We start from the raw sequence: 17,923 nt of genomic DNA, 5'->3' as shown, positions 1-17,923 counted from the left end.
GACGCAAGCCTATCAAGGGGTGCGTGCGCACCATCCGTGGATCATCCCGGCCTGGTGGAAACGCAGCGGAGGCAGGAAGCCGCCGGCCTGCGCCAGCGTGGCGACGCGGTCGGGCGGCAGGATGGCCACGTCCCGGGCGTAGTTGGCGCGGATCTGCTCCAGCGCATCATCGTCGAGGCCGGCGCCGGACATCGTTTCCATCCACAGCCTCAGCATCGCCGGGTAATCGGGTGCGTCGGTATCCCAGGCGAGGTCGGCCCAGGCCAGCGTGCCGCCCGGGCGCAGCCGGCGCGCGATCGACGCGAAGAACGCGGCGCGCACGGCGGGATCGAGCAGGAACTGCGACACCAGCAGGCAGGTGGCGCCGTCGAAGGCGGCCGTCTCCGGCAGCGTGTCGACCAGGTCGGCATGGAACTGGCAGCGGTCGGCGAAGCCTTCGCGCTCGGCCCGTGCGCGGCAGGCGGCGATCATCTGTGTGGATGGATCCAGCGCGACGAAGGTCCAGCGCGGGAAGCGCCGCGCGAAGTGCGCGATCTCGGCGCCCGTACCCGCACCTACGCACAACACGTGCGCGTCTTCCGGCAGTCCCGCAAACACGGTTTCCATCAGGAACAGCAGGCTCTCGCGGATCGGCGCCATGCGCACCCAGCGCGCGTCGTAGCCGGCGGCCTGCTGGTCGAAGAGGGCATCGAGTTCGTGCTGCTGCATGGCGGTCTCCGCGGGGGTCTCATTCCACCCTACACGGGTCGTCAAGCCCGGCGTGGCGACCCGATGTCACCACATGAGGTCATCAGGAACCTTGAACTGCGCGTAGTAGGCGTCGTCCTCGGAGGTGCTGGCCGTGGCGTCGGCCGGTTGGCCGTGGTCGAGCACGATCAGGCGGGCGTCGCGTTCGCGCACCTTCTCGGCGGCGACGCGCGGCAACAGCTCGTAGCGGTTGTCGAACTGGACGATCACCAGCACACCGGCAGCGAGTTTCTTCTTCAGGTCGTCGTTGACCAGCACGGTGCGGATGGCGCCATCGGCGGTGAAGCGGTACTCCACCTCGCCGGTGCGCGGCACCTTGCGGTCGCTGATGATCTGGCGTGCCTGCGCGCGCAGTTCGGCGGTGCGTGCCTGCGCCTTGCGTTCGGCTTCCAGCGCGCGGTCGCGCTCGGCCTTCTCGGCGCGTGCGCGCTCGGCGTCGCGCTGGATCTCGCTGGGCGCGGCCGGGCCCTTGCCGTGGCGGGCCTTGTTCTGCTCGCGCGCAACCTCGGCCAGCTTGGACTTCTTGACCAGCCCGGCCTTCAGCAACTGCTCCTGCAGCGGATTTCCCTTTGCCATGTCGTACGTGCTTCGTGGTGATTTCGCGGCATCATACTCGCCCGCTACGCCGTCATCGCCCGCCTTCGATGGACCCGTTGAAGTACCTCGCCGGCTATCCGCAGGACCTGCAGGCCCGCGTGCGCGCGTTGATTGCCGAGGACCGCCTGGCGCCGATGCTGGCGAAGAAGTACGCCCAGCCGCACGCGGTGCGCAGCGACGGCCAGCTGTACGACTACGTGCAGGGGCTGAAGGAGCAGTACCTGCGCCGCTCGGTGCCGCTGGGCAAGGTGGTGTACGACAGCACGCTGCAGGTGATGAAGCACGCGCTGGGCACGCACACGACGGTGTCGCGCGTGCAGGGCAGCCGGCTGAAGGCCAGTCGCGAGATCCGCATCGCCACCGTGTTCCGCGATGCGCCCGCCGACTTCCTGAAGATGATCACGGTGCACGAACTCGCGCACCTGAAGGAAGCCGACCACAACAAGGCCTTCTACCAGCTCTGCACGCACATGGAGCCGGACTACCACCAGCTGGAGTTCGATCTGCGGTTGTATCTGACGCTCAAGGAGCGCGACGTGGACAGCTAGTGTCGTGGCGCGGGGCGCAGGACGTGCGGTCGAGTCAGAACGCCTTCTTCCTGCGCGGGAAGAAGCGTTCGAGTGCCATGGCGCCGACCATGAAGAGCGCGAGCACGAAAAACAGGTTCAGCAAGACCAACGACGGATGGGCCAGCAGCGCAAGAAACTCCGCCATGCTTCACGGCAGGCGCTTGAACGTCGTCGTCTGCAGCACCGGCTGGCCGTCCTTGGTGAAGAACGCCTTGGTCTCGGTCAGCGTGGCGCCATCGACGCTCACCGAATAGATGCGGGTGGACGAGGGCGTGCCCTGGTAGGCGAGTTGCACCACCACCACGTTCGGTGCCGGCATCTTCGCCGTGCCCACGTCGGCCCAGTAGCTGCCGGTGACCTTGCCGGGCGTGCCGTCGAGCGACAGCGTGGCGGCGGAATCCATCTTGCCGCCATCGGGCGCGATGATCTGGATGTCTGTCTGCCACGTACCGGCGTCGGGCTGCGCGAACGTCAGCGTGACGCTCTTCGGCCGCGCTTCGGGCGGCATCGGCAACGACGCGATGTCGAGCGCCCAGCGGCCGACCAGCGGTGATGCGGCGAAGGCGGGTGCGGCGTGCAGCGTGAGCAGTGCAAACAGGGTGGCGAACAACGTCTTCATGCAACCTCCGTGTGGACAGGACCGCGCGGCGACGATGCCACCGCGGCGATGACGCTGTCCAGTCGGTGGTTACAGCGCGCGGCTGATGGTGAAGCTGCCGAACACCGGCGCTTCCTGCTGGCCTTCGAACTCGCGGCTACGGTAGTAGCGCGCCAGGGCGAACTTCCAGCGGCCCTTGGTGATCGCTAGGCCCGCGCCGACTTCGCCGACGAAGGCCTTCTTGTCCACGCTGTGGCTGTCCTTCCACGTGTTGCCGTCCAGGGTGATGTCGCGCAGCACCCAGCGCGCATCGGTGGTCAGGAACAGGTGGAAGCCGACCGGGCCACCGGGTGAGCGGCTGCGCGTGGGCGCGGTGTTTTCGCCGGCCGGGCGCAGCGGCGTGCTGCCGAAGTCGTCCGGCAGGTGGCGGCCGAAACGCAGTTCGGCACCGGCGTTCGCGTAAGTCGCAAGATTGCCGAGGCTGCCGCCGTAGTGGGTGATCGCATCCCAGCCCCAGGTGCCTTTCTCTTCCGGCGAGAAGCGGCGCATGCGTTCGTGGACGATGCGGAACACCGGCTCGTCGCGCAGCTGGTTGTCCCAGCCCTGGAAGGGCTCGTCGCCGAGCATCTTGTGCACTTCGTTCTGCACCTGCTCGCCTCGCGCGGACGGGCCGACGATGCCGAACTGCAGCTGCGTGGTGCGCAGGTGATCGCCGTTGCGGGCGTTGTAACCCAGCCCGACCAGCAGCGCCGCCGCGTACGGGCGGTCATCGACGATCAGGTCGCTGCGGGTAAAGTCGGTGGGAGTGAAGATCGCATGCGCGAACGTGGCCACCATGTTCTGCTGCTCGAAGCCTTCCGGCGTCAGCGCGTTGAGATAGCCGTTCACCCAACGGGCGAGCCGCGGCAGGCAGGGGTCGTCGGTGTAGTCGGTCAGGTTGGGCGACACAAGCGTGAGCTGCACGCCATTGCTGTAGCCCTGGTCCTGGTTGCCGAACAGGTCGTTGTCGACGCGGAAGTTGACCGTGGGCGGAAGATCCGTGCGCTGCTCGCACTGGTCGGCGGCGAAGGCCGCGGTGGAAGCGAGAGCGGAGAGAGCGAAGAAGCGGCTTGCGATCCGTGCGCGCGACAGCATCAGGACACCTGGCCTGGGGACGTGGGGGTAGGCACATGGTGTCCGCCCCCACGTGAAGACCGCATGCGCGTCAGTGCACCAGGCGTGCCGCCACGCTGTCGAGGTCGTAGCCGAAGCCGCCGTCCATGCGGCGCACGATGTCGGCACTCGCCGCGGCATGCAGGAAGGCCGGCGTGATCTGGTAGCCGTCGGCGGAGACACCGATGTGCGCCGCGATGCGGCTGTCGCCTTCGGCCTGGCTCACCAGATCGCCGAACGCCACCACGCGCAGCACCAGCGAGGCTTCTTCTTCCAGTGTCAGTCCGTGGCCGCCTATCTGGCGAGCGATGACGTTCATGCCGGTGCAAGCAAGGTCGTCGCCGTCGTACTCGCCGACGGGCATCGCACCGTTCATCACCGCCTGGAAGACGTCGATGCCGAAGTTGAGCAGCGCGGGATCGACCGCGACCACATCGACCGCGTGACGGGGCATGTCGTCATACCGCTGGATCTGGGGCATGGTCGGCTCCTCGGTTCATCGGGGGAGATGTCCGTTCTAGGCAGGCGGGCGGAAACATCGCGTGATGGCCGTGGATGCACGCTGTTCACAAGCCGGAACCCTGCACAACGCGACCGCCCCGGCAGCGTTACCATCGCCCGCCATGAGCCCGACATCCGCCCCGATCCGTTTCAGCGCGACCCTGCGACGCCCGGCCGAACCGAAGGGCGCCGCGTGGACCTTCCTGGTACTGCCGAAGATCGCCAGCGCAAAGCTGCCGGCGCGCAGCATGACGACGGTGGAGGGCACGTTCGCCGGCCAGCCATTCCGGGCCACGCTGGAACCTGATGGTGAGGGCAGCCACTGGCTGAAGGTCGAGAAGGCGTTGCGCGAAGCCGCCGGTGTCGCGGCCGGCGACACCGTCGAGCTGGCGATCGCGCCGGTGAAGGAAGAACCCGAACCCACCGTGCCGCCCGATATCCGCAAGGCGCTCACCGCCGCGCCCGAAGCGAAAGCGATCTGGAGCAGCCTGACGCCGGTCGCGCGCCGCGACTGGATCCACTGGATGACCTCGGGCAAGAAGGCCGAGACGCGCGTCAAACGCATCGCCTCGGCTTGCGACATGCTCGCGTCGGGCAAGCGCCGCGCGTGCTGCTTCGACCGCTCCGGCATGTACAGCAAAGGCAACATGGGCGCGCCGGTCGCAGCGGACTGACGCGGTCAGTCCTCAGTCGTTGCGACGCCCCGGTCCGCCCCGGCATTGTCGGTGTACTTCCGTGGTCACTCCATCAACTGCTGCAGCGCCCAGGTATCGAGGAAGGCCGTGACGCGGACGATGCGGCCCTCGTCGAAGACCATGTGCCAGGCATAGCTGTTGCGGTAGAGGCCGCCCTCGACGGTGGTCGCCGTGCCGTCCCACAGCACGACAACGGCGTCGTCCTGCGCCATCACGTGCTTCACCTCCGGTGTGATGCGGGTGGCCAGGCGGGCCGTGATCGGTGCGACGGCCTGGTCCATGAAAACCTGCTTCGACCGATAGGTGCCGGACACCGGGCTGTGCCCGGCGACGGTCCAGACGGCCTGCGGATCGAGCAGGTCGAAGACGGTGCCGGTGCCCGCGCGCCAGGCATCGAACGCCGCGCGGGTCCGTGCGGTGTTCTCCTGTTCCGTGGAAGACGCGGTGTCTGTGGCCAGTGCGGGTGCGCTGAGCATCGCGACGGCGATCAGGCCGGGCAGGCTGTGCAGGCGGCGGACGGTGTGTGCGGACATAGGCGGTCTCCGTGGTGTGCGGCCGGATCAATCGGTATCGCGGAGCGTGTCCGCGCGCTTCGGCACGGCGGCGCGGCGCAGCACCATGCCGCCGTGGTACAGCACGCCGTCGATGAATTCGCCGTCGGCGATGAACCCGGTATCGTCCACGTAGTCGATGTGGTTGCCGGTGACGGTGTAGCGCCCCTGGTAGGCGCTCTCGCGCCGGCCGCGGGCTTCGTCGTAGCGGCCGTTGGGGAGCAGTTCGTGGCGGACGCGGCCATCGTCGGTCACCCACATGCCGACGTAGGGATGGGGCGCGGCGGCGGGCGTGCCGGATTCCGTGGCGCCCAGGCTGGTGGCGGCGAGGAGGGTCGGGGCCAGCGCAGCGCCCAAGGCGCGGCGGCGCAGTGTGTCGGGGGAGCGGGAAGTCATGCGGGTCATCTCCAGACGTGGGGGGTGTGACCACCGTAGGTCCTGGCGACTGTCGAGAGAATCCACCCGCCGCTAACCAGATTGGTTAGCATCACTGGACGATGGAGCCAGACCTCAACCTGCTGCGCGTACTGAATGCCGTGGCCGACGCGGGCAACTTCCGCGCCGCTGCCGACCGGCTGGGCGTCACCCGTTCGGCCGTCAGCCAGGCCATCCGCCGGCTGGAAGACAGCGTCGGCATCGCGCTGGTGCAGCGGTCCACCCGCAGCGTGCGCCTGACCGAAGCCGGCGAACGCCTGCATCACCAGACCGCCCTGCCGCTGGCCGCGATCGACAGCGCACTGGAAGGTGCACTCGGCGAGGGTCCGCCGCGGGGCCTGCTGCGCGTGGCGGTCACCTCCATCGCCGAGCGCTTCCTGTCCGGCCCGCTGGTGGCGGGCTTCGCCGAGGCCTATCCCGGCATCACCCTCGACGTGACCGTCACCGACGAAGAGTTCGACATTGTCGCCGCCGGCTTCGATGCCGGCGTTCGGCTGGGCGAAGTGATCGAGCAGGACATGATCGCGATCCCGGTGGGCGGCCCCCAGCGCGAGATCGCCGTGGCATCGCCGGCCTACCTGCAGCGGCACGGCACGCCGACGCATCCGGACCAGCTGGTGGCGCACCGCTGTATCGGCTGGCGCCGGGCGCCCGAGGTGGCGCCGCATCGCTGGGAGTTCAGCGATGCGGGGCGTGCCTTCGCGGTGGAAGTGGCGCCGCAGGTGACCACCAACGACCTGCACGTGATGCTGCGCACGGCGCTGGCCGATGGCGGCATCACCTTCGCGCCCGAAGACTGCTTCCTGCCTTGGCTCGCGAGCGGCGCGCTGGTGCCCGTGCTGCTGGACTACGTGCAGGCGTTCCCGGGCTTCTTCCTCTACTACCCCAGCCGGCACAACCCGCCGCCGAAGCTGCGCGCGCTGGTGGCGCACGTGCGCGCCTTCAACGACAGCGTCTAGGCACTCGGCGCCTGCAGCAGCTCCACGCGCCGGTCGGCGAGCAGTGGCAGGATGCGTTCGACCACCAGCGCGCCGTAGTGCGGCGACTGGCGATGCGCGTCGACTGCGGCCGCGTCGCGGTACCGCTCGACCAGCAGCAGCTCGTCGGCTGCCTCGATCGACCGGAACGCGGCGTACTCCAGACAGCCGGGTTCCTCCAGCGAGGCGGTGCGCAACTCGGCGACATGCGCGAGCACGTCGTCGAGGTGGCCTTCCTTGACCCGCCAGCGCGCAACCACGGTAATCGTCGTCGACGCCTCCATCACGAAGCACTCCGCAGGGCCGCGACGATCGCTTCGCCGACCAGCGTGCCCGACGCGGGGTTCTGCCCGGTGATCAGGCGGCCGTCGACTTTCAGGTTCGGCTGCCACGGTTCCGCGGATTCGTACACGCCGCCTTCCTCGCGCAGGGCGCTTTCCAGGTCGAACGGCACGTCGGCGCGGGCGTAGCCGTCTTCCTCGGCGGTGGAGAAGCCGGTGATCTGGCGGCCACGCACCAGCGGGGTGCCGTCAGCGAGGGTCACGCCCAGCAGGGCGGCCGGACCATGACAGACGGCGGACACGATCTTGCCGGCGTCCCAGGCGCGACGGACCAGCGCCTGCACGTCCGGATTGCCGGTGATGTCGACCATCGGCCCCAGGCCGCCGGGGAAGAACACCGCGTCGTAGTCGAGTACGTCGACCTCGGCGAGCTTGCGGCTGCGGTTGAGGCGGCGGAACGCGGCGCTGTCCAGGAACGCGGCCTGCGCCGGGTCGTTGCCGTCGAAGCCGTCGTGCGGGGTCAGGCCGCCCAGCGGCGAGGCGAACTCGACGGCGATGCCGGCGTGGTCCAGCACCTCGAACGGGTGCGCGATCTCGGGGAAGAAGAAACCGGTGGCGCGGTCGTGCGGGCCGATCGTGCCGGCGTTTGTCACAACAAACAGGACATGCTTGACGCTCATGACACACTCCTTCGTTCGGTAAGCCCGGCGATTCCGGGCGAAAAGAACAGTAGGCGCATGCCAGGCGGGCGAGTAGCACCGCCGTGATTGACGCATTGTCAAATCAGAGATGACAATCGGGCCGTGAGCCATCATCCGTCCCCCATCCTGGACGAACTGCGCGCCATGGCGGTCTTCGCCACGGTCGTGCGCAGCGGCAGCTTCGCCGCCGGCGCCCGCGCGCTGGGGCTGACCCGCGCCGTCGTCAGTCACCACATCCGCGTGCTGGAAACCAAGCTCGGCGTGCCGCTGGCGCAGCGGAGCACGCGCAGCTTCAGCCTGACGCCCGCGGGCGAGGCGTTCCGCGTGCACTGCGAGCGCCTGCTCGACGAAGCGCACGACGGCATCCGCGGGATGGAACTGCTGCGCGCCGAACCGCGCGGCGAAGTGCGCATCACCTGTTCGCACCACTTCGGCAACAAGCGCATCCTGCCGGCCCTGCTCGAGTTCCGGCGCCGTTATCCGGCGATCCGCCTGCATGTGGCGATGAACGATGCCAACGTGGACCTGGTGCAGCAGGGCATCGAGCTGGCCGTGCGCGCCGGGCCGCTCGCCGACTCCGACCTGGTCGCGCGCCGACTGGTGCGCGAGCCGACGCTGCTGTGCGCCGCGCCTTCGTACCTGCGCCGCTATCGCGCGCCGACGACGGTGGCCGAGCTGGACCAGCATCGCTGGGTGGTCTATCCGCCCAGCCTGCGGTCGGTGAGCGTCAGCCTCGACGGCGCGTCCATCGACGTGCCGGTACAGGGCGATCTGGTCACCGACAGCGCGGCCTCGCGGCTGGCGTTCGTGCTGGCCGGCGAAGGCATCGCACGCCTGCCTGCGTACGATGCGGCGGCGCCGATCGCGTCCGGCGATCTGGTGCGCGTGCTGCCCGAGGCCGAGACCGCGCCGCTGGAGATCTTCCTGGTTCACGGCCGTCGCATCGGACCGAGTGCGCGCCTGCTGCGGGATTTCCTGCTGGAAGACGCAGGGAGCGCCGCCGCCGAGCCTCAGCCCGGCATCGCGTAACGTTTCACCAGAGCTACGGCGGTAGAGCAGCCATCCTCGTGACGCATGGCGTGGCCGAGAATGGATGCGTGCTCGCGCGCAGTGTCCGTACTGGCATAAGCGACCGCATCGCGCAGGGCCGACGCGGTGATCGATGCGCCTTTCAACGCATGCCGCATCACGCCGGCATCGCGCAGCCGCGCGTTCCAGAAGAACTGGTCGCCGGCGAAGGGCACGATGACCGACGGGATGCCGGCGCGACACGTGGAATGCGTGGTGCCCGAGCCGCCGTGATGGATCGCCAGCGCGCAGCGGGGCAGCAGCCAGTCGTGCGGTACGTGGCCGATGGCATGAAAGTTCGCCGGTAGCTGTGTCGTGTCGATGCCGCTCCAGCCTGCGTTGAACAGGGTGCGCCGCGAACCCAGTGCACCAACCACGGCGTCCACCAGTCTCGCGTTGTCGAAGCCGGCCATGCTGCCGAAGCCGACATAGACCGGTGGTTCGCCGGCATCGAGAAAGGCGCGCAGGTCGTCCGGCGGTGCGAACGTCGTCGCCAGCGGCGGTATCCACTGCCCGCAGACATGCGCGTTGTCCGGCCAGTCGGTGGGGCGCGGCACCAGTGCGGGCGACACGCCGTACAGCATCGGGTGGTCGGTCCACAGCGTGCGTCGCGGCGGCAATCCCGCCTGCGCACGCGCCGCGTTGGTGGCCTTGCGGAACAGCTGCCAGCTCAAGCGCCCGAACAGCGTGTGGCTGGCGCGGTTGAACAGGCGTGGCGGCGTGAACGGCAGGAACGGCGACGCAAAGGCGGAGGTCGGCGAGATCGGAATCAGCATCGCGCCGATGGCCGGCACGCGCAGCGCTTCCGCCGCCGACAGGCCGACGAAGGCCGCCAGCCCGGACACGATGACGGCATCGCAGCCGCGACCGGCGTCGATCGCCTGGCGCAGCCAGTCGCCGCTGTGCTCGATGGTGAGCCTGGCCAGGTTGCGGGTGATGTCGCGCATCGCGCCGTCGGCGGCGATGGTCGCGCGGATGTCGCCGGCCAGTGCCTGAGCGGGAATGCCCAGGGCCTGCGCGACACCGAGCGTGCTGGCGTCGCCCAGCAGCTCGACCTCGTGTCCGGCCCGCACCACCGCATGACCGAGCGCGGCCAGCGGACGCGTATCGCCCTCGGTGCCGTAGGTGATGATCAGCAGCTTCATGCGCGGAGGATACGCACGCGGGATCCCCGTGCAGTGAAGCGGCAGGCGGTCCGGGACCTCAGGGAAGGAGCGGCTGCGTGCCGTCGGCGTGGATCATGACCAGGCGCTCGCTGCGGAACGGCAGGCTGACTTCCACCGTACCCGCGTCATCCAGACGCGTGCCCTTCACCATCGTCGTGCAGTCGCCGCGGATGGGGCAGCGGTCGATCACCACCTGCAACGCATTATCCGTCGTCCGATAAGACACGCCGGCCGCGTAGTAGAGGCTTTCCGGCGGCGAGACGAAGCGGATCCGCACGTTGTCGTCATCAACCGCCTGCACCACGACCGGCTGCACGGCGTTGCGGGAATAGTCCGGTTCCAGCGCCGCACCCGCGCAGGTGGTGACGGATGTCAGCATGAAGATCAGCAAGCCGACTGGCAGGAGAGAGCTGTGCGTCATCGCGCGTGATCCTCTGGCAGTCCTGTTGTCCGATGCCACCCGACTCTAGGGCGTACATCCGTGTAGGACAAACCATCGGTCCTCGTCCGCGCGAATGCACGGCGGAAAGAAGAAGGCCCGCTTGCGCGGGCCTTCTTCCGTGTTGCGGGTGCCGCGTGGCCTTACTTCAGGCCGCGGTGCTCCAGCAGCGGTTCGACGCTGGGATCCTTGCCGCGGAACTCGCGGTAGGCCGTTGCCAGGTCGCGCGAATGGCCGATCGACAGCACCTTGTCGCGGAAGGTCTGGCCGTTCTCACGCGTCAGGCCGCCGTTCTCGCGGAACCACTGGAAGGCATCGTGGTCGAGCACTTCCGCGCCGAAGTAGGCGTAGTAGCCGGCCGCGTAACCACCGCCCCAGATGTGGCTGAAGTAGCTGGTGCGGTAGCGCGGCGGCACCGCGGCGATGTCCACCTTGTACTTGGCCAGCGCCTGCTTCTCGAACGCGTCGACGTCCTGCTTGCTTTCGCCCGGCGGCAGCAGATGCCACGCCAGGTCGAGCAGGGCCGCCGACAGGTACTCGGTGGTCGCGTAGCCCTGGTTGAACGTGCGGGCCTTGACGATCTTGTCGACCAGCGCCTGCGGCATCGCCTCACCGGTCTTGTGGTGCTTGGCGTAGTTGGCGAACACCTTCGGGTCCAGCGCCCAGTGCTCGTTGAACTGCGACGGGAACTCGACGAAGTCGCGCGGCACGTTGGTGCCGGCCACGCTGGGGTACTGCGTCTTCGAGAAGAAGCCGTGCAGCGCATGGCCGAACTCGTGGAACAGCGTGGTGACGTCGTCGAAGCTCAGCAGCGCGGGCTGGCCGGCGGCCGGCTTGGTGAAGTTCTCCACGTTGTAGACCACCGGGATGTCGCCGGTCAGGCCGTTCTGCTCGACGAAGTTGCCCATCCACGCGCCGCCCTGCTTGCTCTCCCGCTTGAACGGATCCAGGTAGAACAGCGCCAGCTGCTTGCCGTCGGCGTCCATGATGTCGAACACGCGCACGTCCGGGTGGTAGACCGGGATGTCCTTGCGCTCCTTCGCGGTGATGCCGTACAGCTCGTGCGCGGCGAAGAACACGCCGTCCTTCAGCACGCGGTCCAGTTCGAAGTACGGCTTGATCTGCGACTCGTCCAGGTCGAATTCGGCCTTGCGGACCTGCTCGGCGTAGAAGTCCCAGTCGGCGGCGCCGGCGGTGAAGCCGCCCTTCTGCGCGTCGACCACGCCCTGGATCTTCGCCAGCTCGGCGCGTGCACGCGCGGTGGCGGCGGGCACGGTGTCGGTCAGCAGCTTCAGCGCGACTTCGGGCGTGCCGGCCATCTGGTCGTCGATGCTGTAGGCGGCGTAGTTCGGGAAGCCCAGCAGCTGCGCCTTGCGCGCGCGCAGTTCGGCCAGGCGCTGGATCGTCGCACGGGTGTCATTGCCGTCGCCCTTCTCGGCGCGGCCCAGCGAGGCAGCCATCACCTGCTCGCGCAGCGCGCGATCCTTCAGCGAGCCCAGGACCGGCTGCTGGGTGGTGTTCTGCAGGCTCAGCAGCCACTGGCCATCCTTGCCCGCGGCCTTGGCGGCATCGGCCGCGGCGGCGATCGCACCTTCGTCCATGCCGTCGAGCTTCGCCTTGTCGGTGACGAACACGCCGCCGGCATTGCCCGCCGCCAGCAGCTTGTTGCCGAACGCGGTGGTCAGCGAGGACTCCTCGCTGTTGAGCTTGCGCAGCTCGGCCTTGTCGGCGTCGGACAGTTGCGCACCGGCGCGCACGAAGCCGTCGTAGGTGTGCTCGACCACGGTCTTCTGCTCGGGCGTCAAGCCCAGCGTGTCGCGCTGGTCGTAGACCGACTTCACGCGGGCGAACAGCTTCGGATCCAAGTGGATGCTGTCGCTGTGGTCGGCCAGCTTCGGCGCCAGCGCTTCTTCGGCGGCCTGCAGCGCGGGATTGGTGTTGGCGCCGGTCATCGCGAAGAACACCGTGGTCGCGCGGGTCAGCAGCGTACCGCTGCGCTCCAGCGCTTCGAAGGTGTTGGCGAAGGTGGCCGGCTCGGTGCTGTCGGCGATGGTGCGCACCTCGGCGAGGTGCTGGCGCATGCCTTCCTCGATCGCGGGCTGGTAGTCGGCGTCCTTGATCTTGTCGAACGGCGGCGCCTGGAACGGCAGCGCGCTGGCGGTGAGCAGGGGATTCTCGCCCTGGGCGGGCGTGGCGGCGGTGGCGGGCATGGTGGATTCGGCAGCAGGGCGGTCGCCGCAGGCAGACAGGGCGACGGCGATGGCGGAGGAGAGCAACAGCGTACGCAGCATGGAGAGGCTCCGGAACGGGACGACAGGGACTTCGACGGGATCGCCCGTCACGGTGGTGGACCGCCGCATAGCGTGCGCCTGCACGCGCGGCTTGGCGAGTGCCGGACGGCGGGCCGGCGCCTGTGGTGCCACCATCCGCCGCATCCGGCAAGGCTCGGCCCGCATCCGCGGGGCGGCATGCGCCGTAGAGGGCCGGAAAGACAGATGCGTTATCCTCCACGCCCCCCGCAGGAATCCATCCGATGAGCCAGTCCGACGACAAACCCGGCAAGGTCAGCCAGGCGCAGGCCGAGGACGCCGTGCGCGTGCTGCTGGAATGGGCGGGCGAGGACCCCACGCGTGAAGGCCTGCTGGACACGCCCAAGCGCGTGGCCAAGGCGTACCGCGACTGGTTCAGCGGCTACCAGATGGATCCGCGCGAGTACCTGGCGCGCACGTTCGAGGAAGTCGCCGGCTACGACGAGATGATCGTGCTGCGCGACATCGAATTCGAAAGCCATTGCGAGCACCACATGGCGCCCATCATCGGCCGCGCGCACGTGGGCTACCTGCCCGACGGCAAGGTGGTGGGCATCAGCAAGCTGGCGCGCGTGGTGGACGTGTACGCGCGCCGTTTCCAGGTGCAGGAGAAGATGACCGCGCAGATCGCGCAGTGCATCCAGGACGTCCTGCAGCCGCGCGGCGTGGCCGTCGTGGTCGATGGCGCGCACGAATGCATGACCACGCGCGGCGTGCACAAGCGCGGCGTCAGCATGGTGACCAGCAAGATGCTGGGCACGTTCCGCGAGGACGCGCGCACGCGCGCCGAGTTCCTGCGCTTCATCGAGACGGGTCACGGGCGTCGTTGACGCACGCCGATGTCAGGTGCAGGTGTGGGAGCGACGCAAGTCGCGATGACGCACCGCGGAGGCCGATCGCGACTTACGTCGCTCCCACAGGAGGCATCCAGGCATGACCCTCTGCCCCTGCGGCACCCAGCGCGACTACGCCGCCTGCTGCGGCCGCTACCACGCCGGTGAAGCCGCGCCGGATGCCGAGGCGCTGATGCGCTCGCGCTACAGCGCCTTCGTGGTCGGCGATGCCGACTACCTGCGCATCACCTGGCATCCCGATACGCGCCCGGCCGAGCTGGGCCTGGACGCGCCGGGTGCGCCGAAGACCGTGTGGCTGGGGCTGACCGTGAAGTCGCACCGCATCACCGGTCCGGACACCGCCGAGGTCGCGTTCGTTGCCCGCTACCGCATCGGCGGCGGCAGCGCGGTGCGGATGCAGGAACACAGCCGCTTCGTCCGCCTCGACGGACGGTGGCTGTACGTGGATGGCGAGCACCGCTGAAGCCTGTCTCCTTCTCCCTGCAAAGCGGAGAGAAGGAGATGCCGCAGATACTCAGCCCTTCGGCTTCTCCAGATAATCCAGCGTCACCTGCAGCAGTGCGCGCAGGCCGACATCAAGCGAGGCTTCGTCCAGCATGAACTCCGGGGAGTGGTTGCTGGGGGCGGTGACGGGATCGATGCCCTTGGCGGTGCTGCCGACGAAGAAGAACATCGACGGCACTTCGCGCGCGTAGAACGAGAAGTCTTCGGCGCCCATCTGCAGCGACGGGGTGATCACGTTGTCCGCACCGACCACCGCCTGCAGGCTGGGGAGCATGCGGGCGGTGAGCTCCGGGTTGTTGACGGTGACCGGGTTGCCGTCGTTGTCGGGCACGCTGGCTTCCACCTTCGCGCCATGCGCGGCGGCCACATTTGTGGCCACGTTCTTCAGGTCGGCGAAGATCTTCTGACGCATGCCGTCGTCGAACGTGCGGATGGTGCCGACCACTTCCACATCATCGGGGATGATGTTGTAGCGGATGCCGCCCTTGATGGCGCCGAAGCTGACCACCGCCGGCAGTTTCGAGATGTCGGTGCGGCGGCTGACAATCGTCTGGGTGGTGCCGATGATGTCGGCCATCGCCACGATCGGATCGATGCCGCCCCACGGCCGCGAGCCGTGCGTCTGCCGGCCGATGACCTTCAGCGTGAAGCTGTCCGATGCCGCCATCAGCGGTCCCTGGCGCACGCCGATCTGGCCGGCCGGAATCGACGAGAACACGTGCAGGCCGAACACCGCTTCGGGCTTGAACTCCTTGAACACGCCTTCCTTCAGCATGAACTCCGCGCCGCCTTCCTCGCCCGCGGGCGCGCCTTCCTCGGCCGGCTGGAACACCAGCAGCACCTCGCCCGCCAGCGTGTCCTTCATGCCGACCAGCGCCTTCGCCACGCCCAGCAGGATGCCGGTATGCGCGTCATGGCCGCAGGCGTGCATGACGCCGACGGTCTCGCCGCGATAGGTCGCCGTTGCCTTTGACGCGAATGGCAGGCTGTTGCGTTCGGTCACCGGCAGCGCATCCATGTCGGCACGCAGCGCGATGCGCGGACCGGGTCTGCCGCCCTTGATCACCGCGGTGACGCCGTGGTGCGCGATGCCGGTGCGCGGTTGCAGGCCCAGTTTGCGCAGCTCGTCGGCCACGCGCTTGGCCGTCTGCTCTTCGCGATTGGACAGCTCCGGGTGCTGGTGGAAATGCCGGCGCCAATCGACCACCTGCTGTTGCAGGGCCTTGCCGGCGGCGGCGACTTCGGGACGCTGCGTGGCGGCATCCTGCGCCGCGACGGGAAGCGCCGTGCACAGCGTGGCGGCGAGCAGGGAAACGATCAGCGGTCGTGCATGGCGCATCATGTCGGACTCCGGACGGGATACGGCGATGCTAACCGCAATGATGGGGTGTTGTAGGAGGGGCTTCAGCCACGACCGGATGCCATCGCAGACAGCGTCGGGGCTGAAGCCCCTCCTACAGCCGCACCACGGCTTCTAGAATAGGCGGGCGTCACAGGTGCGGAAACGCACCGACTCCCGTCCGGAACCCCCATGCCCGACCTCGCCCTGCAGGTGCTCCTGCTGCTGTTCCTTGCCGCCATGCTGGCCGGCTTCATCGATGCGATCGCTGGTGGCGGTGGCATGGTCACCATTCCCGCGATGCTGCTGGCCGGCATTCCACCGCTGCAGGTATTGGGCACCAACAAGCTGCAGTCGCTGTTCGGCTCGGGCTCCGCCAGCTGGGCGTATGCGCGGCACGGCCACGTTGATCTCAAGGGCCAGTTGCCGATGGTGCTGACCGCCGCGCTCGGCGCGGTCGGCGGCGCGCTGCTGGCGACGGTGATTCCGGTCGAATGGTTGAAGTGGGCGCTGCCGTTCCTGCTGGTCGGCATCGCCATCTACTTCGGATTGAAGCCGGACATCGGCCATGTCGACCGCCATCAGCGCATGCGCCCGCAGGTGTTCGCGCTGACCTTCGTGCCGGTGATCGGCTTCTACGACGGCGTGTTCGGACCGGGCACCGGCTCGTTCCTGATGCTGGGGTTCGTGGCGCTGGCGGGCTTCGGCATCCTCAAGGCCACCGCGCATACCAAGTTCCTCAACTTCGGCTCCAACCTCGGCGCGTTCGTGGTGTTCCTGCTGCACGGCTCGGTGCTGTGGAAGGTGGGCCTGCTGATGGGCGCGGGCCAGTTCCTCGGTGCGCAGCTCGGCTCACGTTTCGCGATGAAGCAGGGCGCACGCATCATCAAGCCGCTGTTGGTGACCGTGTCGATCGCGCTGGCGATCCGCCTGCTGGCGGATCCGCAGCATCCGTTGCGGGTGTGGGTGGCGTCGTTCTGAGCCGGCCGGCAGTTGTGGGAGCGACGTAAGTCGCGAGCTTTTCGGATGGCCCGACGAAGAGCATCGCGACTTACGTCGCTCCCACAATCATTCTCCCTCAAGGCGTGTGCAGGTAATCCCATGCCACCTGAAGCATCGCCTTGCTGCCGGTCTCCAGTGCCTGTTCGTCGAGCAGGAACTGCGGCGAGTGGTTGATCGGCGCGGTGGCCGGATCGATGCCCTTCGCGGTGGAGCCGACGAAGAAGTAGAAGCCGGGCACGGTGTTGGCGAACTGGGAGAAATCCTCCGCCACCGTCACCAGCGGCATCTCCTGCACGTTGGCCGCACCGACCGCCTTTTCCAGCGATGGCCGCACGCGTTGGGTCAGCGCGGGCTGGTTGATCGTGGCGGGGGCGTTGTTGACCACCTGCAGTTCTGCCGTGCCCTCGCTGGCGTGGGCGTAGTCGGTCGCAATGCGGCGGAAGCGGGTGATGACGTCCTCGCGCACGGCGGGATCGAAGGTGCGCAGCGTGCCGACCAGCTTCGCTTCGTCGGGAATGATGTTGAAGCGCACACCGGCCTGGAACTGGCCGGCGGTCAGCACCACCGGACTGGTGGCGATGTTGACCTGGCGCGCGATCATGCTCTGCGTGCCCAGCAGGATCTGTGCGCCCAAGGTGATCGGATCCACGCCGTCCCACGGGCGCGAGCCATGCGTCTGCTTGCCCTTCACCACGAGCGACCACTCGTCCGCCGCCGCCATCAGCGGTCCGCTGCGATAGCCCACGCTGCCGACCGGCAGTCCGGCCCAGACGTGCAGTCCGAACACGGCGTCCGGCTTGAAGTCCTTGAACACGCCTTCCTGCAGCATCAGCGCCGCGCCGAACACCTCACCGGCCACCGGCGGACCTTCTTCCGCGGGCTGGAACACGAACATCACCTCGCCTGGCAGTTCGTCCTTCGCGGCGACCAGCGCCTGCGCCACGCCCATCAGGATGGCGACATGCGCGTCATGGCCGCAGGCATGCATCACGCCGACCGGCTGGCCGCGATACTCGGCCTTCACTTTCGAGGCGAACGGCAGGTCGGTCTGCTCGGTGACGGGCAGCGCATCCATGTCGGCGCGCAGCGCGATGCGCGGGCCGGGCTTGGCGCCCTTCAACACGGCGACCACGCCCGTCTTGCCGACGCCGATGCGCACGCTCAGGCCGAGTGCGCGCAGATGGTCGGCGACGAGCTTCGCGGTGCGCGTTTCCTGCTCGCCGAGTTCGGGATGCTGGTGGATGTCGCGGCGCCATTGCACGAGCTTCGGTTGCGCCTGCTCCAGCGCGGTGAAGGCGGTGTCCTGCGCCCGCGCGTCCGTGCCGGCCAGCGAGGCGGTGGCGACGAGCAGGGCGGCGAACAGGCGGTGGGCGCGAAGCATGGCGGCATCCGGGACGGGCGGGGAGCACGATGCTAGCCCGTGCGGCGCGCGCGTCCA

At 68.5% G+C, this 17,923-nt stretch carries 22 protein-coding genes; 7 read left to right on the top strand and 15 right to left on the bottom strand.

From position 1 onward, the window contains the following. Positions 1 to 12 precede the first annotated feature (12 nt). Both IB225_RS16300 and IB225_RS16295 read right to left on the bottom strand, forming a co-directional pair. Complete coding sequence (locus IB225_RS16300) at positions 13 to 708, bottom strand: class I SAM-dependent methyltransferase (protein ID WP_192312441.1); 696 nt, start codon at positions 706 to 708, stop codon at positions 13 to 15. 66 nt (positions 709 to 774) lie between these two features. After that, entirely contained in the window at positions 775 to 1,323 is a 549-nt protein-coding gene (locus IB225_RS16295) for a DUF2058 domain-containing protein (RefSeq protein ID WP_192312439.1), read from the bottom strand. Positions 1,324 to 1,391: 68 nt separating this feature from the next. On the opposite strand from IB225_RS16295, the gene IB225_RS16290 reads away from it, so the two are divergent. Next, positions 1,392 to 1,892: a M48 family metallopeptidase gene (locus tag IB225_RS16290; protein WP_192312437.1), complete on the top strand. Its 501-nt coding sequence runs from the start codon at positions 1,392 to 1,394 to the stop codon at positions 1,890 to 1,892. 34 nt (positions 1,893 to 1,926) lie between these two features. On the opposite strand, the gene IB225_RS20565 is transcribed toward IB225_RS16290, so the two are convergent. The 4 genes from IB225_RS20565 to IB225_RS16275 form a co-directional block, all read right to left on the bottom strand. Next, a complete protein-coding gene (locus IB225_RS20565) occupies positions 1,927 to 2,058 on the bottom strand; it encodes a hypothetical protein (protein WP_255527988.1) in 132 nt (43 codons plus the stop codon). A gap of 3 nt (positions 2,059 to 2,061) precedes the next feature. Next, entirely contained in the window at positions 2,062 to 2,532 is a 471-nt protein-coding gene (locus IB225_RS16285) for a LuxR family transcriptional regulator (protein ID WP_192312435.1), read from the bottom strand. A gap of 69 nt (positions 2,533 to 2,601) precedes the next feature. Beyond that, a complete protein-coding gene (locus IB225_RS16280; RefSeq protein WP_192312433.1) occupies positions 2,602 to 3,645 on the bottom strand; it encodes a lipid A deacylase LpxR family protein in 1,044 nt (347 codons plus the stop codon). A 70-nt stretch (positions 3,646 to 3,715) separates the two neighbouring features. Continuing rightward, entirely contained in the window at positions 3,716 to 4,144 is a 429-nt protein-coding gene (locus tag IB225_RS16275) for a hypothetical protein (RefSeq protein WP_192312431.1), read from the bottom strand. A 142-nt stretch (positions 4,145 to 4,286) separates the two neighbouring features. On the opposite strand from IB225_RS16275, the gene IB225_RS16270 reads away from it, so the two are divergent. Further along, a complete protein-coding gene (locus IB225_RS16270) occupies positions 4,287 to 4,838 on the top strand; it encodes a YdeI/OmpD-associated family protein (RefSeq protein WP_192312429.1) in 552 nt (183 codons plus the stop codon). A gap of 65 nt (positions 4,839 to 4,903) precedes the next feature. Here IB225_RS16270 and IB225_RS16265 read toward each other — a convergent pair whose 3' ends face one another. Both IB225_RS16265 and IB225_RS16260 read right to left on the bottom strand, forming a co-directional pair. Continuing rightward, positions 4,904 to 5,392, bottom strand: a complete 489-nt coding sequence (locus IB225_RS16265) for a nuclear transport factor 2 family protein (protein ID WP_192312427.1) — start codon at positions 5,390 to 5,392, stop codon at positions 4,904 to 4,906. A 27-nt stretch (positions 5,393 to 5,419) separates the two neighbouring features. Continuing rightward, the gene (locus IB225_RS16260) at positions 5,420 to 5,806 is read right to left on the bottom strand and encodes an Atu4866 domain-containing protein (RefSeq protein ID WP_345776634.1); all 387 of its coding nucleotides are present in this window, start codon (positions 5,804 to 5,806) and stop codon (positions 5,420 to 5,422) included. 101 nt (positions 5,807 to 5,907) lie between these two features. Here IB225_RS16260 and IB225_RS16255 point away from each other — a divergent pair, with 101 nt between their 5' ends. Beyond that, a complete protein-coding gene (locus IB225_RS16255; protein WP_192312426.1) occupies positions 5,908 to 6,804 on the top strand; it encodes a LysR family transcriptional regulator in 897 nt (298 codons plus the stop codon). Here IB225_RS16255 and IB225_RS16250 read toward each other — a convergent pair. Both IB225_RS16250 and IB225_RS16245 read right to left on the bottom strand, forming a co-directional pair. After that, complete coding sequence (locus IB225_RS16250) at positions 6,801 to 7,106, bottom strand: putative quinol monooxygenase (protein WP_192312425.1); 306 nt, start codon at positions 7,104 to 7,106, stop codon at positions 6,801 to 6,803. The two genes, IB225_RS16255 and IB225_RS16250, sit on opposite strands and share 4 nt — an antisense overlap. Beyond that, positions 7,106 to 7,783 carry a type 1 glutamine amidotransferase domain-containing protein gene (locus IB225_RS16245; protein ID WP_192312424.1) on the bottom strand — a complete coding sequence of 226 codons (678 nt, stop codon included), beginning with the start codon at positions 7,781 to 7,783 and terminating at the stop codon, positions 7,106 to 7,108. Before IB225_RS16245 ends, IB225_RS16250 begins: the two co-directional genes overlap by 1 nt. Positions 7,784 to 7,906: 123 nt before the next feature. Between IB225_RS16245 and IB225_RS16240 the strand changes: the two genes are divergently transcribed. After that, entirely contained in the window at positions 7,907 to 8,833 is a 927-nt protein-coding gene (locus IB225_RS16240; RefSeq protein WP_345776633.1) for a LysR family transcriptional regulator, read from the top strand. Here IB225_RS16240 and IB225_RS16235 read toward each other — a convergent pair. The 3 genes from IB225_RS16235 to dcp all read right to left on the bottom strand — a co-directional run bounded on the left by IB225_RS16235 (position 8,815) and on the right by dcp (position 12,768). Next, positions 8,815 to 10,017, bottom strand: a complete 1,203-nt coding sequence (locus tag IB225_RS16235; RefSeq protein ID WP_192312423.1) for a glycosyltransferase — start codon at positions 10,015 to 10,017, stop codon at positions 8,815 to 8,817. The genes IB225_RS16240 and IB225_RS16235 overlap by 19 nt on opposite strands. A gap of 58 nt (positions 10,018 to 10,075) precedes the next feature. Continuing rightward, positions 10,076 to 10,459: a hypothetical protein gene (locus IB225_RS16230; protein WP_192312422.1), complete on the bottom strand. Its 384-nt coding sequence runs from the start codon at positions 10,457 to 10,459 to the stop codon at positions 10,076 to 10,078. A 161-nt stretch (positions 10,460 to 10,620) separates the two neighbouring features. After that, positions 10,621 to 12,768 carry a peptidyl-dipeptidase Dcp gene (gene dcp, locus IB225_RS16225; protein WP_192312421.1) on the bottom strand — a complete coding sequence of 716 codons (2,148 nt, stop codon included), beginning with the start codon at positions 12,766 to 12,768 and terminating at the stop codon, positions 10,621 to 10,623. A gap of 242 nt (positions 12,769 to 13,010) precedes the next feature. Here dcp and folE point away from each other — a divergent pair, with 242 nt between their 5' ends. Next, the gene (gene folE / locus IB225_RS16220) at positions 13,011 to 13,616 is read left to right on the top strand and encodes a GTP cyclohydrolase I FolE (RefSeq protein ID WP_192312420.1); all 606 of its coding nucleotides are present in this window, start codon (positions 13,011 to 13,013) and stop codon (positions 13,614 to 13,616) included. A gap of 103 nt (positions 13,617 to 13,719) precedes the next feature. Then, on the top strand, positions 13,720 to 14,103 hold the full coding sequence (locus IB225_RS16215; RefSeq protein ID WP_192312418.1) for a YchJ family metal-binding protein: 384 nt from the start codon (positions 13,720 to 13,722) through the stop codon (positions 14,101 to 14,103). Positions 14,104 to 14,154: 51 nt separating this feature from the next. Here IB225_RS16215 and IB225_RS16210 read toward each other — a convergent pair whose 3' ends face one another. Next, on the bottom strand, positions 14,155 to 15,483 hold the full coding sequence (locus tag IB225_RS16210; protein ID WP_192312905.1) for a M20 family metallopeptidase: 1,329 nt from the start codon (positions 15,481 to 15,483) through the stop codon (positions 14,155 to 14,157). Between the two features lie 192 nt (positions 15,484 to 15,675). Here IB225_RS16210 and IB225_RS16205 point away from each other — a divergent pair, with 192 nt between their 5' ends. Continuing rightward, on the top strand, positions 15,676 to 16,464 hold the full coding sequence (locus IB225_RS16205) for a TSUP family transporter (RefSeq protein WP_192274131.1): 789 nt from the start codon (positions 15,676 to 15,678) through the stop codon (positions 16,462 to 16,464). 97 nt (positions 16,465 to 16,561) lie between these two features. Here IB225_RS16205 and IB225_RS16200 read toward each other — a convergent pair whose 3' ends face one another. Then, positions 16,562 to 17,866: a M20 family metallopeptidase gene (locus IB225_RS16200; protein WP_192312416.1), complete on the bottom strand. Its 1,305-nt coding sequence runs from the start codon at positions 17,864 to 17,866 to the stop codon at positions 16,562 to 16,564. Positions 17,867 to 17,923 lie beyond the last annotated feature (57 nt).

Source organism: Pseudoxanthomonas sp. PXM02, from assembly GCF_014851805.1.
Classification (GTDB): Bacteria; Pseudomonadota; Gammaproteobacteria; order Xanthomonadales; family Xanthomonadaceae; genus Pseudoxanthomonas_A.
The sequence above is the reverse complement of the archived record's forward strand: the minus strand, read 5'-3'. Positions and strand labels throughout refer to the sequence as shown.